Source organism: Pseudomonas sp. HLS-6 TE3448 (assembly GCF_053629555.1).
The window spans coordinates 2,326,553-2,342,578 of record NZ_JBRJIO010000001.1 but is presented as its reverse complement, the minus strand read 5'-3'; the positions used below and the strand labels follow the sequence as shown (position 1 = coordinate 2,342,578).

The following is a 16,026-nucleotide window of genomic DNA, read 5'->3' as shown; positions in this document are numbered from 1 at the left end:
ATGATGGCTCGCTCATGGAAGGCTGGCGAGCGCTGGCAGCTTCAGTGCATCCTCGCTCAACAGGCCTGGAGGCGTTGCCAGCAAGGAATGCCGAACCGCGCCAGCAGTTCGGCCGTTTCACAAAGCGGCAAGCCGACAACGGCTGAATAACTACCACTCAGGCCCTGCACGAACACGGCCCCCAGCCCCTGGATTGCATAGGAGCCGGCCTTGTCATGCGGCTCGCCACTCTCCCAGTAAGCCTGCGCTTCGGCCGGGCTGATCGAGCGAAACGCAACGCGACTGCTCACAGACAGGCTCTCGCAACGGGAACCGTCGGTAATGGCAACAGCGGTCAACACCTCATGCTCGCGCCCGGAAAGCGCAGCGAGCATCGCCAGGGCTTCGGCACGGTCCTGCGGTTTACCCAAAATCTGCCCATCCAGAACCACCGCGGTATCAGCCCCCAAGACCGCCAAGGGCGCGCGCGCCTCCGTGGCGGCGAGCATTGCCAGCCCGGCCAATGCCTTGCCACGCGCCAGACGCTCGACATAAGCACAGGCCGACTCATCGGCCAGGGGGGTTTCATCGATGGAGGCACTGATGACCGTGAATGGCACACCAATCTGGGTCAACAGTTCACGACGGCGTGGCGAACCAGAGGCCAGGTAAAGCGGAGTCATCTTGACGTCTCCCTGTCAACGGCGGGCAGTGGAATCAGTGGATGCCGAGTCGGCGGCGCAAGCCTTGCAAGGCGTAGCTGATCCAGGGCCAGAGCAAGGCACTGACAACGGCAGGCCAGAGCAAGGCGAGGGTCGGCTGGCGGTTACCGGTCAGGGCGCTTAGCCACAGTTGGACCAACTGCGCCAGGCCAAAGATCACCAGCACCACCAGGCTCTGTTGCCACATGGGGAACATGCGCAACCGCTGCTGCAGCGACAGGATCAGGAAGCTGATCAAGGTCAGCACCAACGCGTTCTGCCCCAACAGGGTCCCACACAGCACATCGGATGCCAGGCCGAGCACAAAGGCCGTAGTCATTCCGACCTTGTGCGGCAGCGTCAGCGTCCAGAACACCAGCAACAACGCCAGCCACAAGGGGCGCAGGTGATCGGAGCCCTCTGGCATGGGGGCAACGCTCAACAGTATGCCGATCACGAAGCTCAGCCAAATGACCCAGCCGTTTCTGCTTCGGGTACTAACCATTAGTGACTCTCCCGGGAGTTGACCGGCGCAGCACCCGCGCCATGGGCCGGGGCAGTTGCCGCGGGAGCAGGTGCAGCAGGCGCTGCAACAGGTGCCGTGGCAGCAGGCGTGGCCGGCGCGGGCGCAACCGTGGCCGGGGCATCACCTGGCACGGCGAGCTTCTGTCGGTCCGCGGCTTCCTGGGCCTGGGCCGCTTCGGTGGCGCGCTGTTCAGGAGAACGACTGTCACTGAACACCAACAGCATGTAGCGGCTGCGATTGAGAGCCGCCGTTGGTACCGCACGGACAATAGCGAAGGGCTGGCCTGAGTCGTGTATGACTTCCTTGACCGTGGCCACCGGATAACCCGCCGGGAACCGCTGACCGAGGCCAGAGCTGACCAGCAGGTCGCCCTCCTTGATGTCGGCGGTATCGGCAACATGACGCAGCTCAAGGCGCTCCGGGTTGCCGGTGCCGCTGGCAATGGCGCGCAAGCCATTGCGGTTGACCTGCACGGGAATGCTATGGGTGGTATCGGTGAGCAGCAGCACACGGGACGTGTAAGGCATCAGTTCGACCACCTGCCCCATCAGGCCGCGAGCATCGAGCACAGGCTGCCCCAGAACGACGCCATCACGCTCGCCCTTGTTGATCAGGATACGGTGGGTGAATGGGTTCGGATCGATACCGATCAGCTCGGCGACCTCGACCTTTTCGTTAACCAATGCCGAGGAATTGAGCAGCTCGCGCAAACGCACGTTCTGTTCCGTCAGGGCAGCCAGTTTCTGCAGGCGACCTTGCAGTAGCAGCGCCTCGGTCTTGAGTTTCTCGTTCTCGGCCATCAATTCGGCACGGCTGCCGAACTGGTTGGAGATGCCCTGCCAGAACTGCTCCGGCAGGTTGGTAACCCAGTAGGCCTTGATCAGTACCCGCGACATTTGCTGGCGCACCGGCTGCAACACCGAAAAGCGCGCGTCGACCACCATCAGGGCGACCGAAAGCACCACCAGCACGAGCAAGCGAACACCCAGTGAAGGGCCTTTGGCGAAAAGCGGTTTAATGGGCCGTTCCTCGTGGGCGACTATTCAGGAGGTCAATCATACGGCAACACACGTGCCGACGCGTGGCGTAAGGCGATGCGGCGCCTGAAGGCGCCGACAACCGCATACAGGTAGCACCCTTGGCACTACCTGTAAACCACTCATCGGATGGCTGCCGGCAAGATCACTCGCTGGAGAGCAGGTCCATGGTGTGCTTGTCCATCATCTCCAGCGCACGACCACCGCCACGGGCGACACAGGTCAGCGGATCTTCGGCGACGATGACCGGCAGGCCGGTTTCCTGGGCCAGCAGCTTGTCCAGATCGCGCAGCAACGCGCCACCACCGGTCAGCACCAGGCCACGTTCGGCGATATCCGAAGCCAGCTCGGGTGGCGACTGCTCCAGCGCGCTCTTGACCGCCTGGACAATAGTCGCCAGGGACTCCTGCAGCGCTTCGAGCACCTCGTTGGAGTTCAAGGTGAAAGCACGTGGAACGCCTTCTGCCAGGTTACGGCCGCGCACATCGACTTCGCGGACTTCGCCGCCCGGATAAGCGGTACCGATTTCCTGCTTGATGCGCTCGGCGGTGGACTCACCGATCAGGCTGCCGTAGTTACGGCGCACGTAGGTCACGATGGCTTCGTCGAAGCGATCGCCGCCCACACGCACGGACTCGGCATAAACCACGCCGTTCAAGGAGATCAGTGCAATTTCAGTGGTACCACCACCGATATCGACGACCATCGAACCGCGCGCCTCTTCAACCGGCAGGCCTGCACCGATCGCAGCAGCCATTGGCTCTTCGATCAGGAACACTTCACGGGCACCGGCGCCCAGCGCCGATTCACGAATGGCACGACGCTCGACCTGGGTCGATTTGCACGGCACGCAGATCAGCACACGAGGGCTGGGCTGCAGGAAGCTGTTTTCGTGAACCTTGTTGATGAAGTACTGCAACATTTTTTCGCAAACGCTGAAATCGGCGATAACGCCGTCCTTCATCGGACGAATGGCAGCAATGTTACCGGGCGTACGGCCCAGCATGCGTTTGGCTTCGGTACCGACAGCGACGACACTTTTCTGGTTGCCGTGAGTACGAATGGCCACGACCGAGGGCTCATTCAGGACGATACCGCGCTCACGCACGTAAATAAGGGTGTTGGCAGTGCCCAGGTCGATGGAAAGATCGCTGGAAAACATGCCACGCAGTTTCTTGAACATGGGAAAGTGACCCTAGGCAACGCGTGGGTAAAAAAGTGCGGCAAACTCTAACAACGGCGGGGATTTTGGGCAAGGCGCCAATATGTTAAATTGGCAGTTTTTCCGAGCAAGCCAGCACATGATCGCGGCCGTATGACCGTAAAATTGCCGGCATGTTCCTCATCACGGATGAAATCCGTTTTTTTGTTTCCCTGGAGATTCCCATGGCGCTTCAACGCTGCGACGTGGAAAAGATTGCTCATTTGGCCCGTCTGGGCCTGAATGAAAGCGATCTGCCACGCACCACTGATGCCCTGAACAGTATTCTGGGGCTGGTCGACCAGATGCAAGCCGTCGACACCACCGGCATCGAACCACTCGCCCACCCGCTGGAAGCCAGCCAGCGCCTGCGCGCTGACGTGGTCACCGAAAGCAACCATCGCGACCAGTACCAGGCCATCGCCCCGGCGACCGAAAACGGCCTGTACCTGGTTCCGAAAGTCATCGAGTAAGGGAAAAGAGCCTGCCATGCATCAACTGACCCTGGCCGAGATCGCCCGCGGACTCGCCGACAAACGTTTTTCCTCCGAAGAACTGACCCGTGCACTATTGGCACGCATTCAGCAACTCGACCCACAACTTAACAGTTTCATCAGCATCACCGAAGAGCTGGCCATCAGCCAGGCCCGTGCCGCCGACGCACGGCGTGCCGCTGGCGAGACCGGTGCCCTGCTCGGCGCGCCGATCGCCCACAAAGACCTGTTCTGCACCCAAGGTGTGCGGACCAGCTGCGGCTCGAAGATGCTCGACAACTTCAAGGCGCCCTACGACGCCACCGTTGTCAGCAAGCTGGCCGAAGCTGGCACTGTCACCCTGGGCAAGACCAACATGGACGAGTTCGCCATGGGCTCGGCCAACGAATCGAGCTACTACGGCGCCGTCAAGAACCCGTGGAGCCTCGAGCACGTCCCTGGCGGTTCTTCCGGTGGCTCGGCCGCGGCTGTCGCCGCACGCCTGTTGCCAGCAGCCACCGGCACCGATACCGGTGGTTCGATCCGCCAGCCTGCGGCACTGACCAACCTGACCGGCCTCAAGCCGACCTATGGTCGTGTTTCGCGCTGGGGCATGATCGCCTATGCCTCAAGCCTCGATCAGGGCGGCCCGATGGCCCGCACCGCCGAAGACTGCGCACTGCTGCTGCAAGGCATGGCCGGTTTCGATGCCAAGGACTCCACCTGCATCGATGAGCCCGTGCCCGATTACAGCGCCAACCTGAATGCATCCCTTGAAGGCCTGCGCATCGGCCTGCCGAAGGAGTACTTCGGTGCCGGTCTCGACCCGCGCATTGCCGACCTGGTCCAGGCCAGCGTCAAAGAGCTGGAGAAGCTCGGTGCGGTCATCAAGGAAATCAGCCTGCCGAACATGCAGCACGCCATTCCGGCCTACTACGTGATCGCGCCGGCAGAAGCCTCTTCCAACCTGTCGCGCTTCGACGGCGTGCGCTTCGGCTACCGCTGCGAAAACCCGAAAGACCTCACCGACCTGTACAAGCGCTCGCGCGGCGAAGGCTTCGGTGCCGAAGTACAACGCCGGATCATGGTCGGCGCCTACGCCTTGTCGGCGGGTTACTACGATGCGTATTACCTGCAGGCGCAGAAAATCCGTCGGTTGATCAAGAACGACTTCATGGCCGCCTTCAACGAGGTCGACGTCATTCTCGGCCCAACCACGCCGAACCCGGCCTGGAAGATTGGCGCGAAGAACAACGATCCGGTTGCTGCGTACCTGGAAGACGTCTACACCATCACCGCCAACCTCGCGGGCCTGCCGGGCCTGTCGATGCCGGCCGGGTTCGTCGAAGGTCTGCCGGTCGGCGTGCAATTGCTCGCCCCGTATTTCCAGGAAGGCCGCCTGCTCAACGTCGCGCACCGCTATCAGCAAGTGACTGACTGGCACACCCGCGCACCTAAAGGCTTCTGAGGAATACACACATGCAATGGGAAGTTGTTATCGGGCTGGAGATTCATACCCAGCTCGCCACCCAGTCGAAGATTTTCTCCGGTAGCGCCACCACCTTTGGCGCCGAGCCGAACACCCAGGCCAGCCTGATCGACCTGGGCATGCCCGGCGTGCTGCCGGTGCTGAACGAGGAAGCCGTGCGCATGGCCTGCATGTTCGGCCTGGCGATCGACGCCGAGATCGGCAAGCACAACGTGTTCGCCCGCAAGAACTACTTCTACCCTGACCTGCCCAAGGGTTACCAGATCAGCCAGATGGAGCTGCCGATCGTCGGCAAGGGCCATCTGGACATCGCCCTGGAAGACGGCACCGTCAAGCGTATCGGCATTACCCGCGCGCACCTGGAAGAAGACGCCGGCAAGAGCCTGCACGAAGACTTCAGCGGCGCCACCGGCATCGACCTGAACCGTGCCGGCACCCCGCTGCTGGAGATCGTCTCCGAGCCGGAAATGCGCAGCGCCAAGGAAGCCGTGGCCTACGTCAAGGCGATCCATGCGCTGGTGCGCTACCTGGGCATCTGCGACGGCAACATGGCCGAAGGCTCGCTGCGTTGCGACTGCAACGTCTCGATTCGTCCGAAAGGCCAGGCCGAGTTCGGCACCCGCTGCGAGATCAAGAACGTCAACTCGTTCCGCTTCATCGAGCGTGCGATCAACAGCGAAGTGCAACGCCAGATCGACCTGATCGAAGACGGCGGCAAGGTCATCCAGGAAACCCGCCTGTACGACCCGAACAAGGACGAAACCCGCTCGATGCGCAGCAAGGAGGAAGCCAACGACTACCGTTACTTCCCCGACCCGGACCTGCTGCCGGTGGTCATCGAAGAGGCCTTCCTCGAAGCCACCCGCGCCACCCTGCCGGAGCTACCACCGCAGAAACGCGAGCGCTTCCAGAGCCAGTTCGGCCTGTCCAGCTACGACGCCAACGTGCTGGCTTCCAGCCGTGAACAGGCAGACTACTTCGAACAGGTGGTTGGCGTATGTGGCGATGCCAAACTGGCCGCCAACTGGGTCATGGTCGAACTGGGCAGCCTGCTGAACAAGCTGGGCCTGGAAATCGAGCAATCACCGGTCAGTGCCGCACAACTGGGCGGTATGCTCTCGCGCATCATCGACAACACCATCAGCGGCAAGATCGCCAAGATGGTCTTCGAGGCGATGGCCGCCGGTGAAGGCGATGCCGACACCATCATCGAGGCCCGCGGACTGAAGCAAGTCACCGACAGCGGCGCGATCGAGAAAGTGCTGGACGAAGTGCTGGCAGCCAACGCCGAGCAGGTCGAGCAGTACCGCGCCGCCGATGAAGCCAAGCGCGGCAAGATGTTCGGTTTCTTCGTCGGTCAGGCAATGAAAGCGTCCAAAGGCAAGGCCAACCCGCAGCAAGTGAACCAATTGCTCAAGAGCAAGCTCGAAGGGTAATTGCATCGCCGGCAACGCTGGCTCCTACCAGGCCTGCACCTTGTAAGAGCCAGCCTTGCCAGCCATGCACACACCTCGGAGTATCTGATTCATGTGGCGTCCGCTTAGTGCGCTAGCACTGTTCACCCTGGTTGCCGGCTGTGCCAGCCACGACATCGACCCTCACGGTTACGATGAAAGTGGTACGGCCTCCTATTACGGCGCCCGTCACCACGGCAAGCGTACTGCCAGTGGCGAACCGTTCAATCAACGCGCACTGACCGCTGCGCACCGCAGCCTGCCCTTCGGCACGCAGGTACGCGTCACCAACCTGAACAACCAACGCAGCGTGGTGGTGCGCATTAACGACCGTGGCCCGCACACCCGCGGCCGGCTGATTGATCTCTCCCGTGCTGCCGCCGAACAATTGGGCATGATCCGTAGCGGAACGGCCCGCGTACGGGTACAAGGTCTTAGCGACTGACCTTTGAGGGAGCACGACCATTTTTGACCTGGCCTCATTACCGACCTTCAGCCTGCTGCAACTGATCAGCGGCCTGCTGCTGTTGATCACAGGTGCCGAGCTGCTGGTGCGTGCCGCCCTGCGCATGGCCGAAAGCCTGCAGGTGAGGCCGCTGATCATTGGTCTTAGCCTGGTAGCTTTCGGCAGCAGCGCACCGCAATTGACGGTCAGTATTCAAGCGGCCTACAGCGGCGCGCCAGACGTCGCCGTCGGCAGTGTCATCGGCAGCAACATCTTCAACGTTCTGGTAACCCTTGGCCTGGCCGCACTGATTATTCCACTGCGGGTTTCCCGACAGTTGGTAAGGCTGGACATCCCCTTGATGATCGGCGCCAGCCTGCTGGTCTATCTGCTCGCGCTCAATGAACGGCTTGGTCGCCTGGAAGGCGCCCTGCTGCTCTGCGCACTGGTCGCTTACCTGAGCCTGCTCTGGCACCAATCCCGGCACCACGCGCGCACCTATCCGGCCCCAGGGCCAAGGCCACAGCGCAGCGCAGGCTTCTGGCTCAATAGCCTCTTGCTGATGGCTGCCGGCCTGGGGCTTCTCAGCCTGGCCGGGCATTTGCTGCTGGAAGCCTCGGTCGAGGTGGCAGTCGACCTGGGACTCTCCGAACGAATCATTGGCCTGACAGTGGTTGCGGTCTGCACCTCACTGCCAGAGTTGGCCACCTCACTGATCGCCGCCTTGCGTGGCGAACGGGAGATCGCCGTGGGCAACGTCATTGGCAGCAACCTGTTCAACCTGCTCGCCGTGCTGGGCCTGACCAGCGTGCTGGCCCCGACGCCCTTGTCGATTTCCCCCAATGCACTGGACTTCGACTTGCCAGTGATGTTCGGCGTTGCTGTCCTGACCCTGCCAGTGTTCTATTCCGGCTACCGGATCACCCGCGCCGAAGGTCTGGTGTTTCTCTGCCTGTACCTGGCTTATGGTCTGCACGTGGTGGCTTTCACCACCGGCATGCCGCTGGCGACGAAGCTTGAGCGATTGATGCTGTTCTATATCCTGCCAGTGCTAGCGGTGACGCTGCTTTACACCAGCCTGCAAGCCTGGCGCCGTCAACACTAAGGAGAACACGATGGGTGACAGCGAGAAACGCGGCGAACAGGTCCGCCGCCAGGTAATGGGTGACGCTTTCGTTGACCGCGCACTGGGTAACGCTACCGATTTCACGGCGCCGCTGCAGGCATTCGTCAACGAACATGCCTGGGGCAGTGTCTGGAGCCGAGAAGGCTTGCCGCTGAAAACCCGCAGCCTGATCACCCTGGCCGCACTGACCGCATTGAAGTGCCCGCAAGAACTCAAGGGCCACGTGCGCGGCGCCTTGAACAACGGCTGTACGGTAGAAGAGATTCGCGAAGCGTTGCTGCATTGCGCGGTGTATGCCGGCGTTCCAGCAGCAATAGACGCCTTCCGTGCCGCCCAGGAAGTGATCGACAGCTACCAACAGGGCTGATCGATCACTCGCCTGCCTTCGGCGCGTCAGTTGGCAACGGCGGCAGCCTTCTCGTTGCGTTTTTTCAGCCAGAAGGCCAGCCGCAACAGCACCAGCCAGACAGGAATCAGCATCACTGAGATGTTGATGCCCGGGGTCAAGTACATCACCACCAGAATCAGGGCCAGGAAGGCCAGGCAGATGTAGTTGGTCAGCGGGTAGCCCCAGCTTTTGTAGAACGTCGTTTCTCCGGCAGCCTGCTTGGCCCGGCGGAACTTCAAGTGGGTGATACTGATAATGCCCCAGTTGATCACCAACGATGACACCACCAGTGCCATTAGCAACTCAAAGGCCTTGGCCGGCATCACATAGTTGATCAACACACACAGCCCGGTGGCCACTGCCGAAACCCCCAGCGCAGCCAGGGGCACACCCCGTGCGTTGACCTTGAGCAGGCGCCTCGGCGCATCGCCTTGTGTTGCCAGGCCAAACAGCATACGGCTGTTGCAATACACGCAGCTGTTGTACACCGACAGTGCTGCCGTCAGCACCACCAGGTTGAGTACCGTGGCCACCACGTTGCTATCCAGTGCATGGAAAATCATCACGAAGGGGCTGCCGCCCTGAACCACTTTCTGCCATGGGTAGAGCGACAGCAGCACCGCCAGCGCCCCGATGTAGAACAGCAGAATGCGGTAGATCACCTGATTGGTCGCCCGCGGGATGCTGTAGCGTGGATTGTCGGCCTCAGCGGCAGTAATGCCGACCAGCTCCAGGCCGCCAAACGAGAACATGATCACCGCCATGGCCATCAACAACCCAGTCAGGCCGTTGGGAAAGAAACCACCGTATTGCCAAAGGTTGGCCACGCTGGCGTCCGGGCCGCCATTGCCGCTGAACAGTAACCAGCCACCGAAGGCGATCATGCTGACAATCGCCACGACCTTGATCAAGGCAAACCAGAACTCCATCTCGCCATAGACCTTGACCTGGCTGAGGTTCATCAGGTTGATCAACACAAAGAACACTGCTGCCGAGGCCCAGGTCGGAAAACCTGGCCACCAGTACTGGATGTAGATCCCCACGGCGGTCAGCTCGGCCATGCCCACCAGCACATAGAGCACCCAGTAGTTCCAGCCCGACATGAAACCGGCGAACTCACTCCAGTAACGGTGTGCGAAGTGGCTGAACGTACCCGATACCGGCTCCTCGACCACCATCTCGCCCAACTGTCGCATGATAAAAAATGCAATCAGCCCGGCAACCGCATACCCCAGCAAAATCGAAGGGCCAGCCAGCTGGATGGTTTGGGCAATGCCGAGAAACAGGCCAGTACCGATGGCTCCGCCCAAGGCGATCAACTGAATATGGCGATTCTTCAGCCCACGGTGCAAGCGCTCGGGCGTGATCTCGTCTTGCATGGAATGTCCTCGGACAGGTCAGGCAGCGTTTGAATTGTTTTGTGACAGGATCTAGATCCAGCCGCCCCACTGCAAGAGGAAGATGCCGATATTTGTCGTCAGCGCCGCCGCCACTGTGGTGATGACAATGATCGATGCCGCCAGCTCATGGTTGCCGTTGACGGCACGGGCCATCACGTAGCTGGCAGCTGCCGTCGGGCTACCGAAGTAGAGGAACAGAATGCCCAACTCGGCACCTCGGAAACCCCACAACCACGCGCCGACAGTACCGATCAGCGGCAACCAGACCATTTTCAGCAGGCTGGCACTGATGGCCAGACTGCCGCTGTTGCGCAACGATGCCAGCGACAGCGTGCCACCGATACAGATCAACGCCAACGGCAGTGTCATCTGCGCCAGATAGTCGCTGGAGGTCAGTAACCAGTTCGGCAATGGCACCTGTCCATACGCCATTGGAGTGGCCAGCAGCACGCTGATAATCAGCGGGTTACGCAAAATGCTCTTGAGAATGCTCCACGGGTCGGACTTGGTGCTGGAGCTGTAGACCGCCAGCACCACCGCCGCCAACGAGTTGTAGAGCAGGATCACCAGGCCCGCCAGAACCGCACCGAGCGAGATGCCGTAATCACCGTACATACTCGCCGCCAACGCCAGACCAATAACCCCGTTGTTGCCACGAAATGCACCCTGGGTATAGACACCACGGTCTTCACGCGGGCAACGCCACAGGGCATAGGCCCAAGCCAGGGAAAAACCACCCAGTGTTGCAACCACAAAGTACAGCAGCAAACCCGGCTTGACCGCCGCACTCAGGTCCGCGTGGTAGATCCCCAGGAACAACAACGCTGGCATACAGACGTTGAAGACCAGGGACGAGGCGGTATGGATAAAACCGTCGTTGATGGCATTAATGCGCTTGAGCAGCACCCCCATGAACAACATCGCAAACACAGGCGCAGTGATGTTCAGCGTCTGAAAAAAGAGGGCGAGCATGCAGGCAATCCCGTTGGCTGGCTGTCGTTAGGTGGCTAATGATACGCCAGCAAAGGGAGAAAGTAGGCACCGGTTCAGCCGTCGTTTGTGCCATTTAGCAGCCACAGGTGTCAGCGTCGGACCGGGCGCTTTTGCAGCTTGCGCTGCAACGTGCGGCGGTGCATGCCCAGCGCCCGGGCCGTCGCAGAGATATTGCCCTCGTGCTCGGTGAGTACCCGCTGAATGTGCTCCCACTGCAAGCGGTCCACCGACATCGGGTTTTCCGGTACCAGGCTGTCCAGATCTGCGTGCTCGGACAACAATGCAGCCAGCACGTCGTCGGCGTCAGCGGGTTTGCACAGGTAATTGCAGGCGCCGCGCTTGATCGCCTCAACCGCGGTAGCAATGCTTGAATAGCCGGTCAGAATGACCACGCGCATTTCCGGATCGAGTTCGAGCAGCTTGGGCAGCAGCACCAGGCCCGAGTCGCCCTCCATCTTCAGGTCCAGTGTCGCGTAGTGGGGGATGTCCTGTTGAGCCAGCACCAACCCTTCTTCAGCCGAGCCAGCAATGCTCACACGAAAACCGCGACGGCTCATGGCTCGGGCCATCACGCGGGTAAAGGTGGCATCATCGTCCACCAGCAACAGATGCGGCAGCTCTTCGCCTTCGACCTGGGTTTCATCATTCATTGTTGATCTCCTCGCGCATCACGCGGCAGGCGTAGCTCGGTCAGCGTACCGCCTTCCTCGTGACTATAGAGTTTTACCGAGCCACCAGCACGCGTGACGCTGGCCTTGCTCAGAAACAGGCCCAGGCCGAAGCCCTTGCCCTTGGTGGTAAAAAAGGGTTTCCCGATCGACTCGGCGATGGCCACCGGCACGCCGGGGCCATGGTCGCGGATGTTGATCACGATGTCCTGGTCGTTCCAGTCCAGATGAACTTCAAGCCCATCCGGGCAGGCATCGGCGGCATTGTTCAACAGGTTCAGCAGCGCCTGGGTCAGATCCGGTGGCGGCGCCAGGCGCGGTATGCTGCCTTGGCCAAGGCGCTGAAAGCGGTAACTGGCCTCTGGGCGCATCAAGTGCCAGCGGTTCAGTGCCTCGTCAAGCCAGAAGGTGACGTCCTGATCTTCCACGGCCATGCGCCGGTTGGCTTCGGCGGCACGCACCAGTTGCTGCAAGGTTTCCTTGCACAGTTTGACCTGATCCTGCAGCACTTGCAGGTCTTCCTGCAGTAGCGGGTCGGAATGGTCCTGGCGCATTTCCTTGATCAACACACTCATGGTCGCCAGCGGGGTTCCCAACTCGTGGGCCGCGCCTGCCGCTTGGGTGGCGACTGCCAGCAACTGCTCGTCACGCAGGCCTTCCTCGCGACGCTGGGCGCGCAACTGCTCCTGACGGCGCAGCTCCTCGGCCATCTTGGCGGCGAAGAAGGTAATCACCGCTGCAGCCAGCGCGATGCTCAGCCACATGCCATATATCTGCATTTTTTCCCGCGCAACCGGGAAGGTTTCCAGCGGATAGAACTGCACCAGCAACAGGCTATAAGCAATAAGTGCGATGCCTGACAGGATCAGTGAGTAGACCCACGGCAAGGTCACTGCGGCGATGGCCAGCGGTACCAGGTAGTACGAGACAAACGGATTGGTCGACCCGCCGGAGTAATACAACAGGGCGCTGTGAATAAGCAGATCACAAGCCAGCTGAAAGGCGTACTCCAGCTCGGTGACGGGCAGGGAAAGGCGCAAGCGCAAGGCCGTGAAGGCGCAGAGCAACGTCGACAAGCCCAGCGTGATAACCAACGACAGCCACGGCAGCGGCAGCAGATCAGTCCAGTAGGCAACGGCCACGGAACCGGCCTGGGCCGCCAAAACCAGAATGCGGATGAACGTCAGGCGCCAGAGGTTCTGACGGGTAGCAGAGAGTATTTGTACGGGGGCGAGCATGAGCTCTCCTGATGAGTGCTCCAGGTGAATCGTCGCGAGTATACCGAAGGTGAGGCCTGGTCTGCAGCGATGCGGCAACACACCACAGTTTTTTACAGGCCCATACTGGCATTTTTGAACCTCGCTACACTGCCAAGGGTCTTAAGTGTCTGCGTGAAAATGGATGACCATCAACCACGCCTTTTTTCAAGGAGCCCTACATGTATTTCCCTCGTCGCAGTGCTGCAATGCTATTGGCCGCTGGTCTGATGGCCAGCCTCCCGGTGCTGGCTGAAGAACCTCGTTACAATCAAGTATCCCTGCGCGCTGAAGTCAGCAAGGAAGTGGCTCGCGACCTGATGAGCGTAACCTTGTACAGCGAAGCGCAGAATAGCGACCCTGGCAAGCTCGCAGCCGAAATCACCCGAACCATGAATAAGGCCCTGGAGCAGGCACGCTCAGTCAAGGACATCAAAATCAGCCAGGGCAGCCGCAACAGCTACCCCATTTACGACACCAAAGGCCAAAGAATTACCGGCTGGCGTGAACGTGCAGAGCTTCGCCTGGAAAGCACCGACTTCCCGGCGCTGTCGAAACTGACCGGTGAACTGCTGCAAGACCTGAAAATGGCCGGCATGGACTTTGCCATTGCACCAGCCACCCGCAAGGCCAGTGAAGATGAACTGCTCAAAGATGCCGTCAACGCCTTCAAGAGCCGTGCGCAACTGGCCACCGAGGCACTGGGCGGCAAGGGTTACAAAGTACTCAACCTGAACCTCAACAGCAGTGGCTATCCGCAACCCTATGCCCGTGGCCCAGTCATGATGATGAAAGCCAGTATGGATGCCGAGGCCGCACCCAGCCCGCAGGTCGAAGCCGGTACCAGCCAGGTCAGCATGAATGCCGACGGTACGATCGAAGTACAAATGCCCTGACATCCGCTCACTGCGCGGCGATTTTCACTCGCCGCGCAGCCGCACCTACACGAAATCATCGTAAAAAAACATAAACATTCACGATTAAGCGTTAAACAAGCCAGATAGTTATACCAACGCGACATCCATGTACGATCGTTCCACATTTTCCCCGTACTCAGTACGCTGAATATTGCATTGGCAATGGGGCCTGCTTAAGTATCCGGCAGGCCGGCTCACGAGGCCGTCCTCACATCAAAATGACAACAATGAGGCCACCATGCTTAAACATGCAGTCATTCCGTTTCTTTTAGGTGCAAGCCTACTCTCCAGCGCCCCGTTCACCCTCGCGGCAGGCAACCTGGTGTTTTGCTCTGAAGGCAGCCCGGCGGGCTTCGACCCCGGCCAATACACCACCGGAACCGACTTCGATGCCTCAGCCGAGACAGTCTTCAACCGCCTGACGCAATTTGAACATGGCGGCACGTCCGTTATCCCGGGCCTTGCAACCCGCTGGGATACTGCCGAGGACGGCCTGAGCTACACCTTCCACCTGCGTGAGGGGGTGAAGTTCCATACCACCAGCTACTTCAAGCCAAGCCGTGAGTTCAACGCCGACGACGTGCTGTTTACCTTCAACCGCATGCTCGACCCAGACATGCCATTCCGTAAGGCCTACCCCACCGAGTTCCCCTACTTCACCGACATGGGGATGGACAAAAACATCAGCAAAGTCGAAAAAATAGACGAACACACAGTCAAATTCACGCTAAAGACCGTAGACGCCGCATTCATTCAGAACCTGGCGATGAGCTTCGCCTCGATTCAATCAGCCGAGTACGCCGACCAGCTGCTCAAGGAGGGCAAACCCGCCGACATCAACCAGAAGCCAATCGGCACCGGCCCCTTCGTATTCAGCAAGTACCAGAAAGACGCGCAGATCCGCTTCAAGGGCAACAAGGACTACTGGAAGCCCGAGGACGTGAAGCTGGACAACCTGATCTTCGCCATTACCACAGATGCTTCGGTACGCATGCAGAAACTGAAGAAAAACGAATGCCAGGTCACCTTGTTCCCGCGCCCAGCGGATATTCAATCGCTGAAAAGCGACCCGAACCTGCAAATGCCCGAGCAAGCCGGCTTCAACCTGGGGTACATCGCCTACAACGTGATGGACAAGATCAAGGGCAGCAACGAGCCCAACCCGATGGCTCAGCTCAAGGTACGCCAGGCCCTGGACATGGCTGTGAACAAGAAGCAGATCATCGACTCGGTCTATCAGGGGGCGGGCCAGGAAGCCGTCAATGCCATGCCGCCCACCCAGTGGTCGTATGACGACACCATCAAGGCCACCCCCTACAACCCGGAAAAAGCCAAGGCATTGCTCAAGGAAGCCGGGATCAAGGAAGGCACCGAAATAACCCTGTGGGCCATGCCGGTTCAGCGCCCCTACAACCCCAACGCCAAACTGATGGCCGAGATGCTGCAATCGGACTGGGCCAAAATCGGCATCAAGGCCAAGATCGTCACCTACGAGTGGGGCGAATACATCAAACGCGCCAAAGCGGGCGAAAACGGCGCCATGCTGATCGGCTGGAGCGGCGACAACGGTGACCCCGACAACTGGCTGGGCACGCTTTACGGCTGCGACGCGGTGGACGGCAACAACTTCTCCAAATGGTGCAACACCGAGTACGACACGCTGATCAAGCAAGCCAAGGCCACCTCCGACACAGCCAAGCGCTCCGCGCTATACAAGCAAGCACAACACCTTATCAAGGACCAGGTGCCGATTACCCCTATCGCGCATTCAACGGTTTACCAACCCATGCGTACAACCGTGCAGGGCTTCAAGATCAGTCCGTTTGCCTTGAATGCTTTCTACGGGGTCGGCATCAGCCAGTAGACACTGGGGGTACCCCGGTACCGCCAGACGGCGTGCCGGGGCCAGCCTTTAACAAAGGCCAATATCCTGCCGACGCCCCATCAAGACACAGCCTACGCATCAATCAGAA

16 protein-coding genes are annotated in these 16,026 nt (G+C 60.2%); 8 read left to right on the top strand and 8 right to left on the bottom strand.

The annotated features are described in order from the left end of the window. Window positions 1-56 precede the first annotated feature (56 nt). From AB7M23_RS10785 to mreB, 4 genes are all read right to left on the bottom strand, one after another. Entirely contained in the window at window positions 57-662 is a 606-nt protein-coding gene (locus tag AB7M23_RS10785; protein WP_099773635.1) for a Maf family protein, read from the bottom strand. A 34-nt stretch (window positions 663-696) separates the two neighbouring features. Continuing rightward, entirely contained in the window at window positions 697-1,185 is a 489-nt protein-coding gene (gene mreD / locus AB7M23_RS10780; protein WP_099773634.1) for a rod shape-determining protein MreD, read from the bottom strand. Beyond that, a complete protein-coding gene (gene mreC / locus AB7M23_RS10775; protein WP_454242167.1) occupies window positions 1,185-2,249 on the bottom strand; it encodes a rod shape-determining protein MreC in 1,065 nt (354 codons plus the stop codon). The genes mreD and mreC overlap by 1 nt, the downstream gene beginning before the upstream one ends. A gap of 139 nt (window positions 2,250-2,388) precedes the next feature. After that, window positions 2,389-3,426, bottom strand: coding sequence for a rod shape-determining protein MreB (gene mreB / locus AB7M23_RS10770; protein WP_008371426.1), 1,038 nt, complete (start codon window positions 3,424-3,426; stop codon window positions 2,389-2,391). A gap of 203 nt (window positions 3,427-3,629) precedes the next feature. Here mreB and gatC point away from each other — a divergent pair, with 203 nt between their 5' ends. The 6 genes from gatC (at window position 3,630) to AB7M23_RS10740 (ending at window position 8,798) form a co-directional block, all read left to right on the top strand. Then, entirely contained in the window at window positions 3,630-3,917 is a 288-nt protein-coding gene (gene gatC, locus AB7M23_RS10765) for an Asp-tRNA(Asn)/Glu-tRNA(Gln) amidotransferase subunit GatC (RefSeq protein WP_065759404.1), read from the top strand. Window positions 3,918-3,933: 16 nt separating this feature from the next. Then, window positions 3,934-5,385 (top strand): Asp-tRNA(Asn)/Glu-tRNA(Gln) amidotransferase subunit GatA, encoded by a 1,452-nt coding sequence (gene gatA, locus AB7M23_RS10760; protein WP_065759390.1) that lies wholly within the window; start codon window positions 3,934-3,936, stop codon window positions 5,383-5,385. An 11-nt stretch (window positions 5,386-5,396) separates the two neighbouring features. Then, window positions 5,397-6,842 (top strand): Asp-tRNA(Asn)/Glu-tRNA(Gln) amidotransferase subunit GatB, encoded by a 1,446-nt coding sequence (gene gatB / locus AB7M23_RS10755; protein ID WP_065759389.1) that lies wholly within the window; start codon window positions 5,397-5,399, stop codon window positions 6,840-6,842. A 91-nt stretch (window positions 6,843-6,933) separates the two neighbouring features. Next, a complete protein-coding gene (locus AB7M23_RS10750) occupies window positions 6,934-7,305 on the top strand; it encodes a septal ring lytic transglycosylase RlpA family protein (protein WP_065759388.1) in 372 nt (123 codons plus the stop codon). A 61-nt stretch (window positions 7,306-7,366) separates the two neighbouring features. Next, window positions 7,367-8,410, top strand: a complete 1,044-nt coding sequence (locus AB7M23_RS10745; RefSeq protein WP_454242166.1) for a calcium/sodium antiporter — start codon at window positions 7,367-7,369, stop codon at window positions 8,408-8,410. Window positions 8,411-8,420: 10 nt separating this feature from the next. Further along, window positions 8,421-8,798, top strand: a complete 378-nt coding sequence (locus tag AB7M23_RS10740) for a carboxymuconolactone decarboxylase family protein (RefSeq protein WP_065759386.1) — start codon at window positions 8,421-8,423, stop codon at window positions 8,796-8,798. Window positions 8,799-8,824: 26 nt separating this feature from the next. On the opposite strand, the gene AB7M23_RS10735 is transcribed toward AB7M23_RS10740, so the two are convergent. From AB7M23_RS10735 to AB7M23_RS10720, 4 genes are all read right to left on the bottom strand, one after another. After that, window positions 8,825-10,198 (bottom strand): amino acid permease, encoded by a 1,374-nt coding sequence (locus tag AB7M23_RS10735; RefSeq protein ID WP_454240810.1) that lies wholly within the window; start codon window positions 10,196-10,198, stop codon window positions 8,825-8,827. Between the two features lie 51 nt (window positions 10,199-10,249). After that, complete coding sequence (locus tag AB7M23_RS10730; RefSeq protein ID WP_065759384.1) at window positions 10,250-11,191, bottom strand: AEC family transporter; 942 nt, start codon at window positions 11,189-11,191, stop codon at window positions 10,250-10,252. Window positions 11,192-11,301: 110 nt separating this feature from the next. Continuing rightward, on the bottom strand, window positions 11,302-11,862 hold the full coding sequence (locus tag AB7M23_RS10725; RefSeq protein WP_099773628.1) for a response regulator transcription factor: 561 nt from the start codon (window positions 11,860-11,862) through the stop codon (window positions 11,302-11,304). Then, window positions 11,859-13,118, bottom strand: a complete 1,260-nt coding sequence (locus AB7M23_RS10720) for an ATP-binding protein (protein WP_065759379.1) — start codon at window positions 13,116-13,118, stop codon at window positions 11,859-11,861. The genes AB7M23_RS10725 and AB7M23_RS10720 overlap by 4 nt, the downstream gene beginning before the upstream one ends. Before the next feature lie 200 nt (window positions 13,119-13,318). Between AB7M23_RS10720 and AB7M23_RS10715 the strand changes: the two genes are divergently transcribed. Both AB7M23_RS10715 and AB7M23_RS10710 read left to right on the top strand, forming a co-directional pair. Next, complete coding sequence (locus AB7M23_RS10715) at window positions 13,319-14,032, top strand: SIMPL domain-containing protein (RefSeq protein ID WP_102053710.1); 714 nt, start codon at window positions 13,319-13,321, stop codon at window positions 14,030-14,032. A 259-nt stretch (window positions 14,033-14,291) separates the two neighbouring features. Then, window positions 14,292-15,917, top strand: coding sequence for an ABC transporter substrate-binding protein (locus tag AB7M23_RS10710; RefSeq protein WP_454240809.1), 1,626 nt, complete (start codon window positions 14,292-14,294; stop codon window positions 15,915-15,917). Window positions 15,918-16,026: the final 109 nt, after the last annotated feature.

Bases quoted from the DNA above. Each gene is read 5' to 3' on its own strand.
- AB7M23_RS10730 (WP_065759384.1), bottom strand. From the start codon at position 11,191: ATGCTCGCCCTCTTTTTTCAGACGCTGAACATCACTGCGCCTGTGTTT.
- AB7M23_RS10725 (WP_099773628.1), bottom strand. From the start codon at position 11,862: ATGAATGATGAAACCCAGGTCGAAGGCGAAGAGCTGCCGCATCTGTTG.
- AB7M23_RS10715 (WP_102053710.1), top strand. From the start codon at position 13,319: ATGTATTTCCCTCGTCGCAGTGCTGCAATGCTATTGGCCGCTGGTCTG.
- AB7M23_RS10710 (WP_454240809.1), top strand. From the start codon at position 14,292: ATGCTTAAACATGCAGTCATTCCGTTTCTTTTAGGTGCAAGCCTACTC.
- mreB (WP_008371426.1), bottom strand. From the start codon at position 3,426: ATGTTCAAGAAACTGCGTGGCATGTTTTCCAGCGATCTTTCCATCGAC.
- gatC (WP_065759404.1), top strand. From the start codon at position 3,630: ATGGCGCTTCAACGCTGCGACGTGGAAAAGATTGCTCATTTGGCCCGT.
- gatB (WP_065759389.1), top strand. From the start codon at position 5,397: ATGCAATGGGAAGTTGTTATCGGGCTGGAGATTCATACCCAGCTCGCC.
- AB7M23_RS10785 (WP_099773635.1), bottom strand. From the start codon at position 662: ATGACTCCGCTTTACCTGGCCTCTGGTTCGCCACGCCGTCGTGAACTG.
- mreD (WP_099773634.1), bottom strand. From the start codon at position 1,185: ATGGTTAGTACCCGAAGCAGAAACGGCTGGGTCATTTGGCTGAGCTTC.
- AB7M23_RS10740 (WP_065759386.1), top strand. From the start codon at position 8,421: ATGGGTGACAGCGAGAAACGCGGCGAACAGGTCCGCCGCCAGGTAATG.
- gatA (WP_065759390.1), top strand. From the start codon at position 3,934: ATGCATCAACTGACCCTGGCCGAGATCGCCCGCGGACTCGCCGACAAA.
- AB7M23_RS10720 (WP_065759379.1), bottom strand. From the start codon at position 13,118: ATGCTCGCCCCCGTACAAATACTCTCTGCTACCCGTCAGAACCTCTGG.
- AB7M23_RS10750 (WP_065759388.1), top strand. From the start codon at position 6,934: ATGTGGCGTCCGCTTAGTGCGCTAGCACTGTTCACCCTGGTTGCCGGC.
- AB7M23_RS10735 (WP_454240810.1), bottom strand. From the start codon at position 10,198: ATGCAAGACGAGATCACGCCCGAGCGCTTGCACCGTGGGCTGAAGAAT.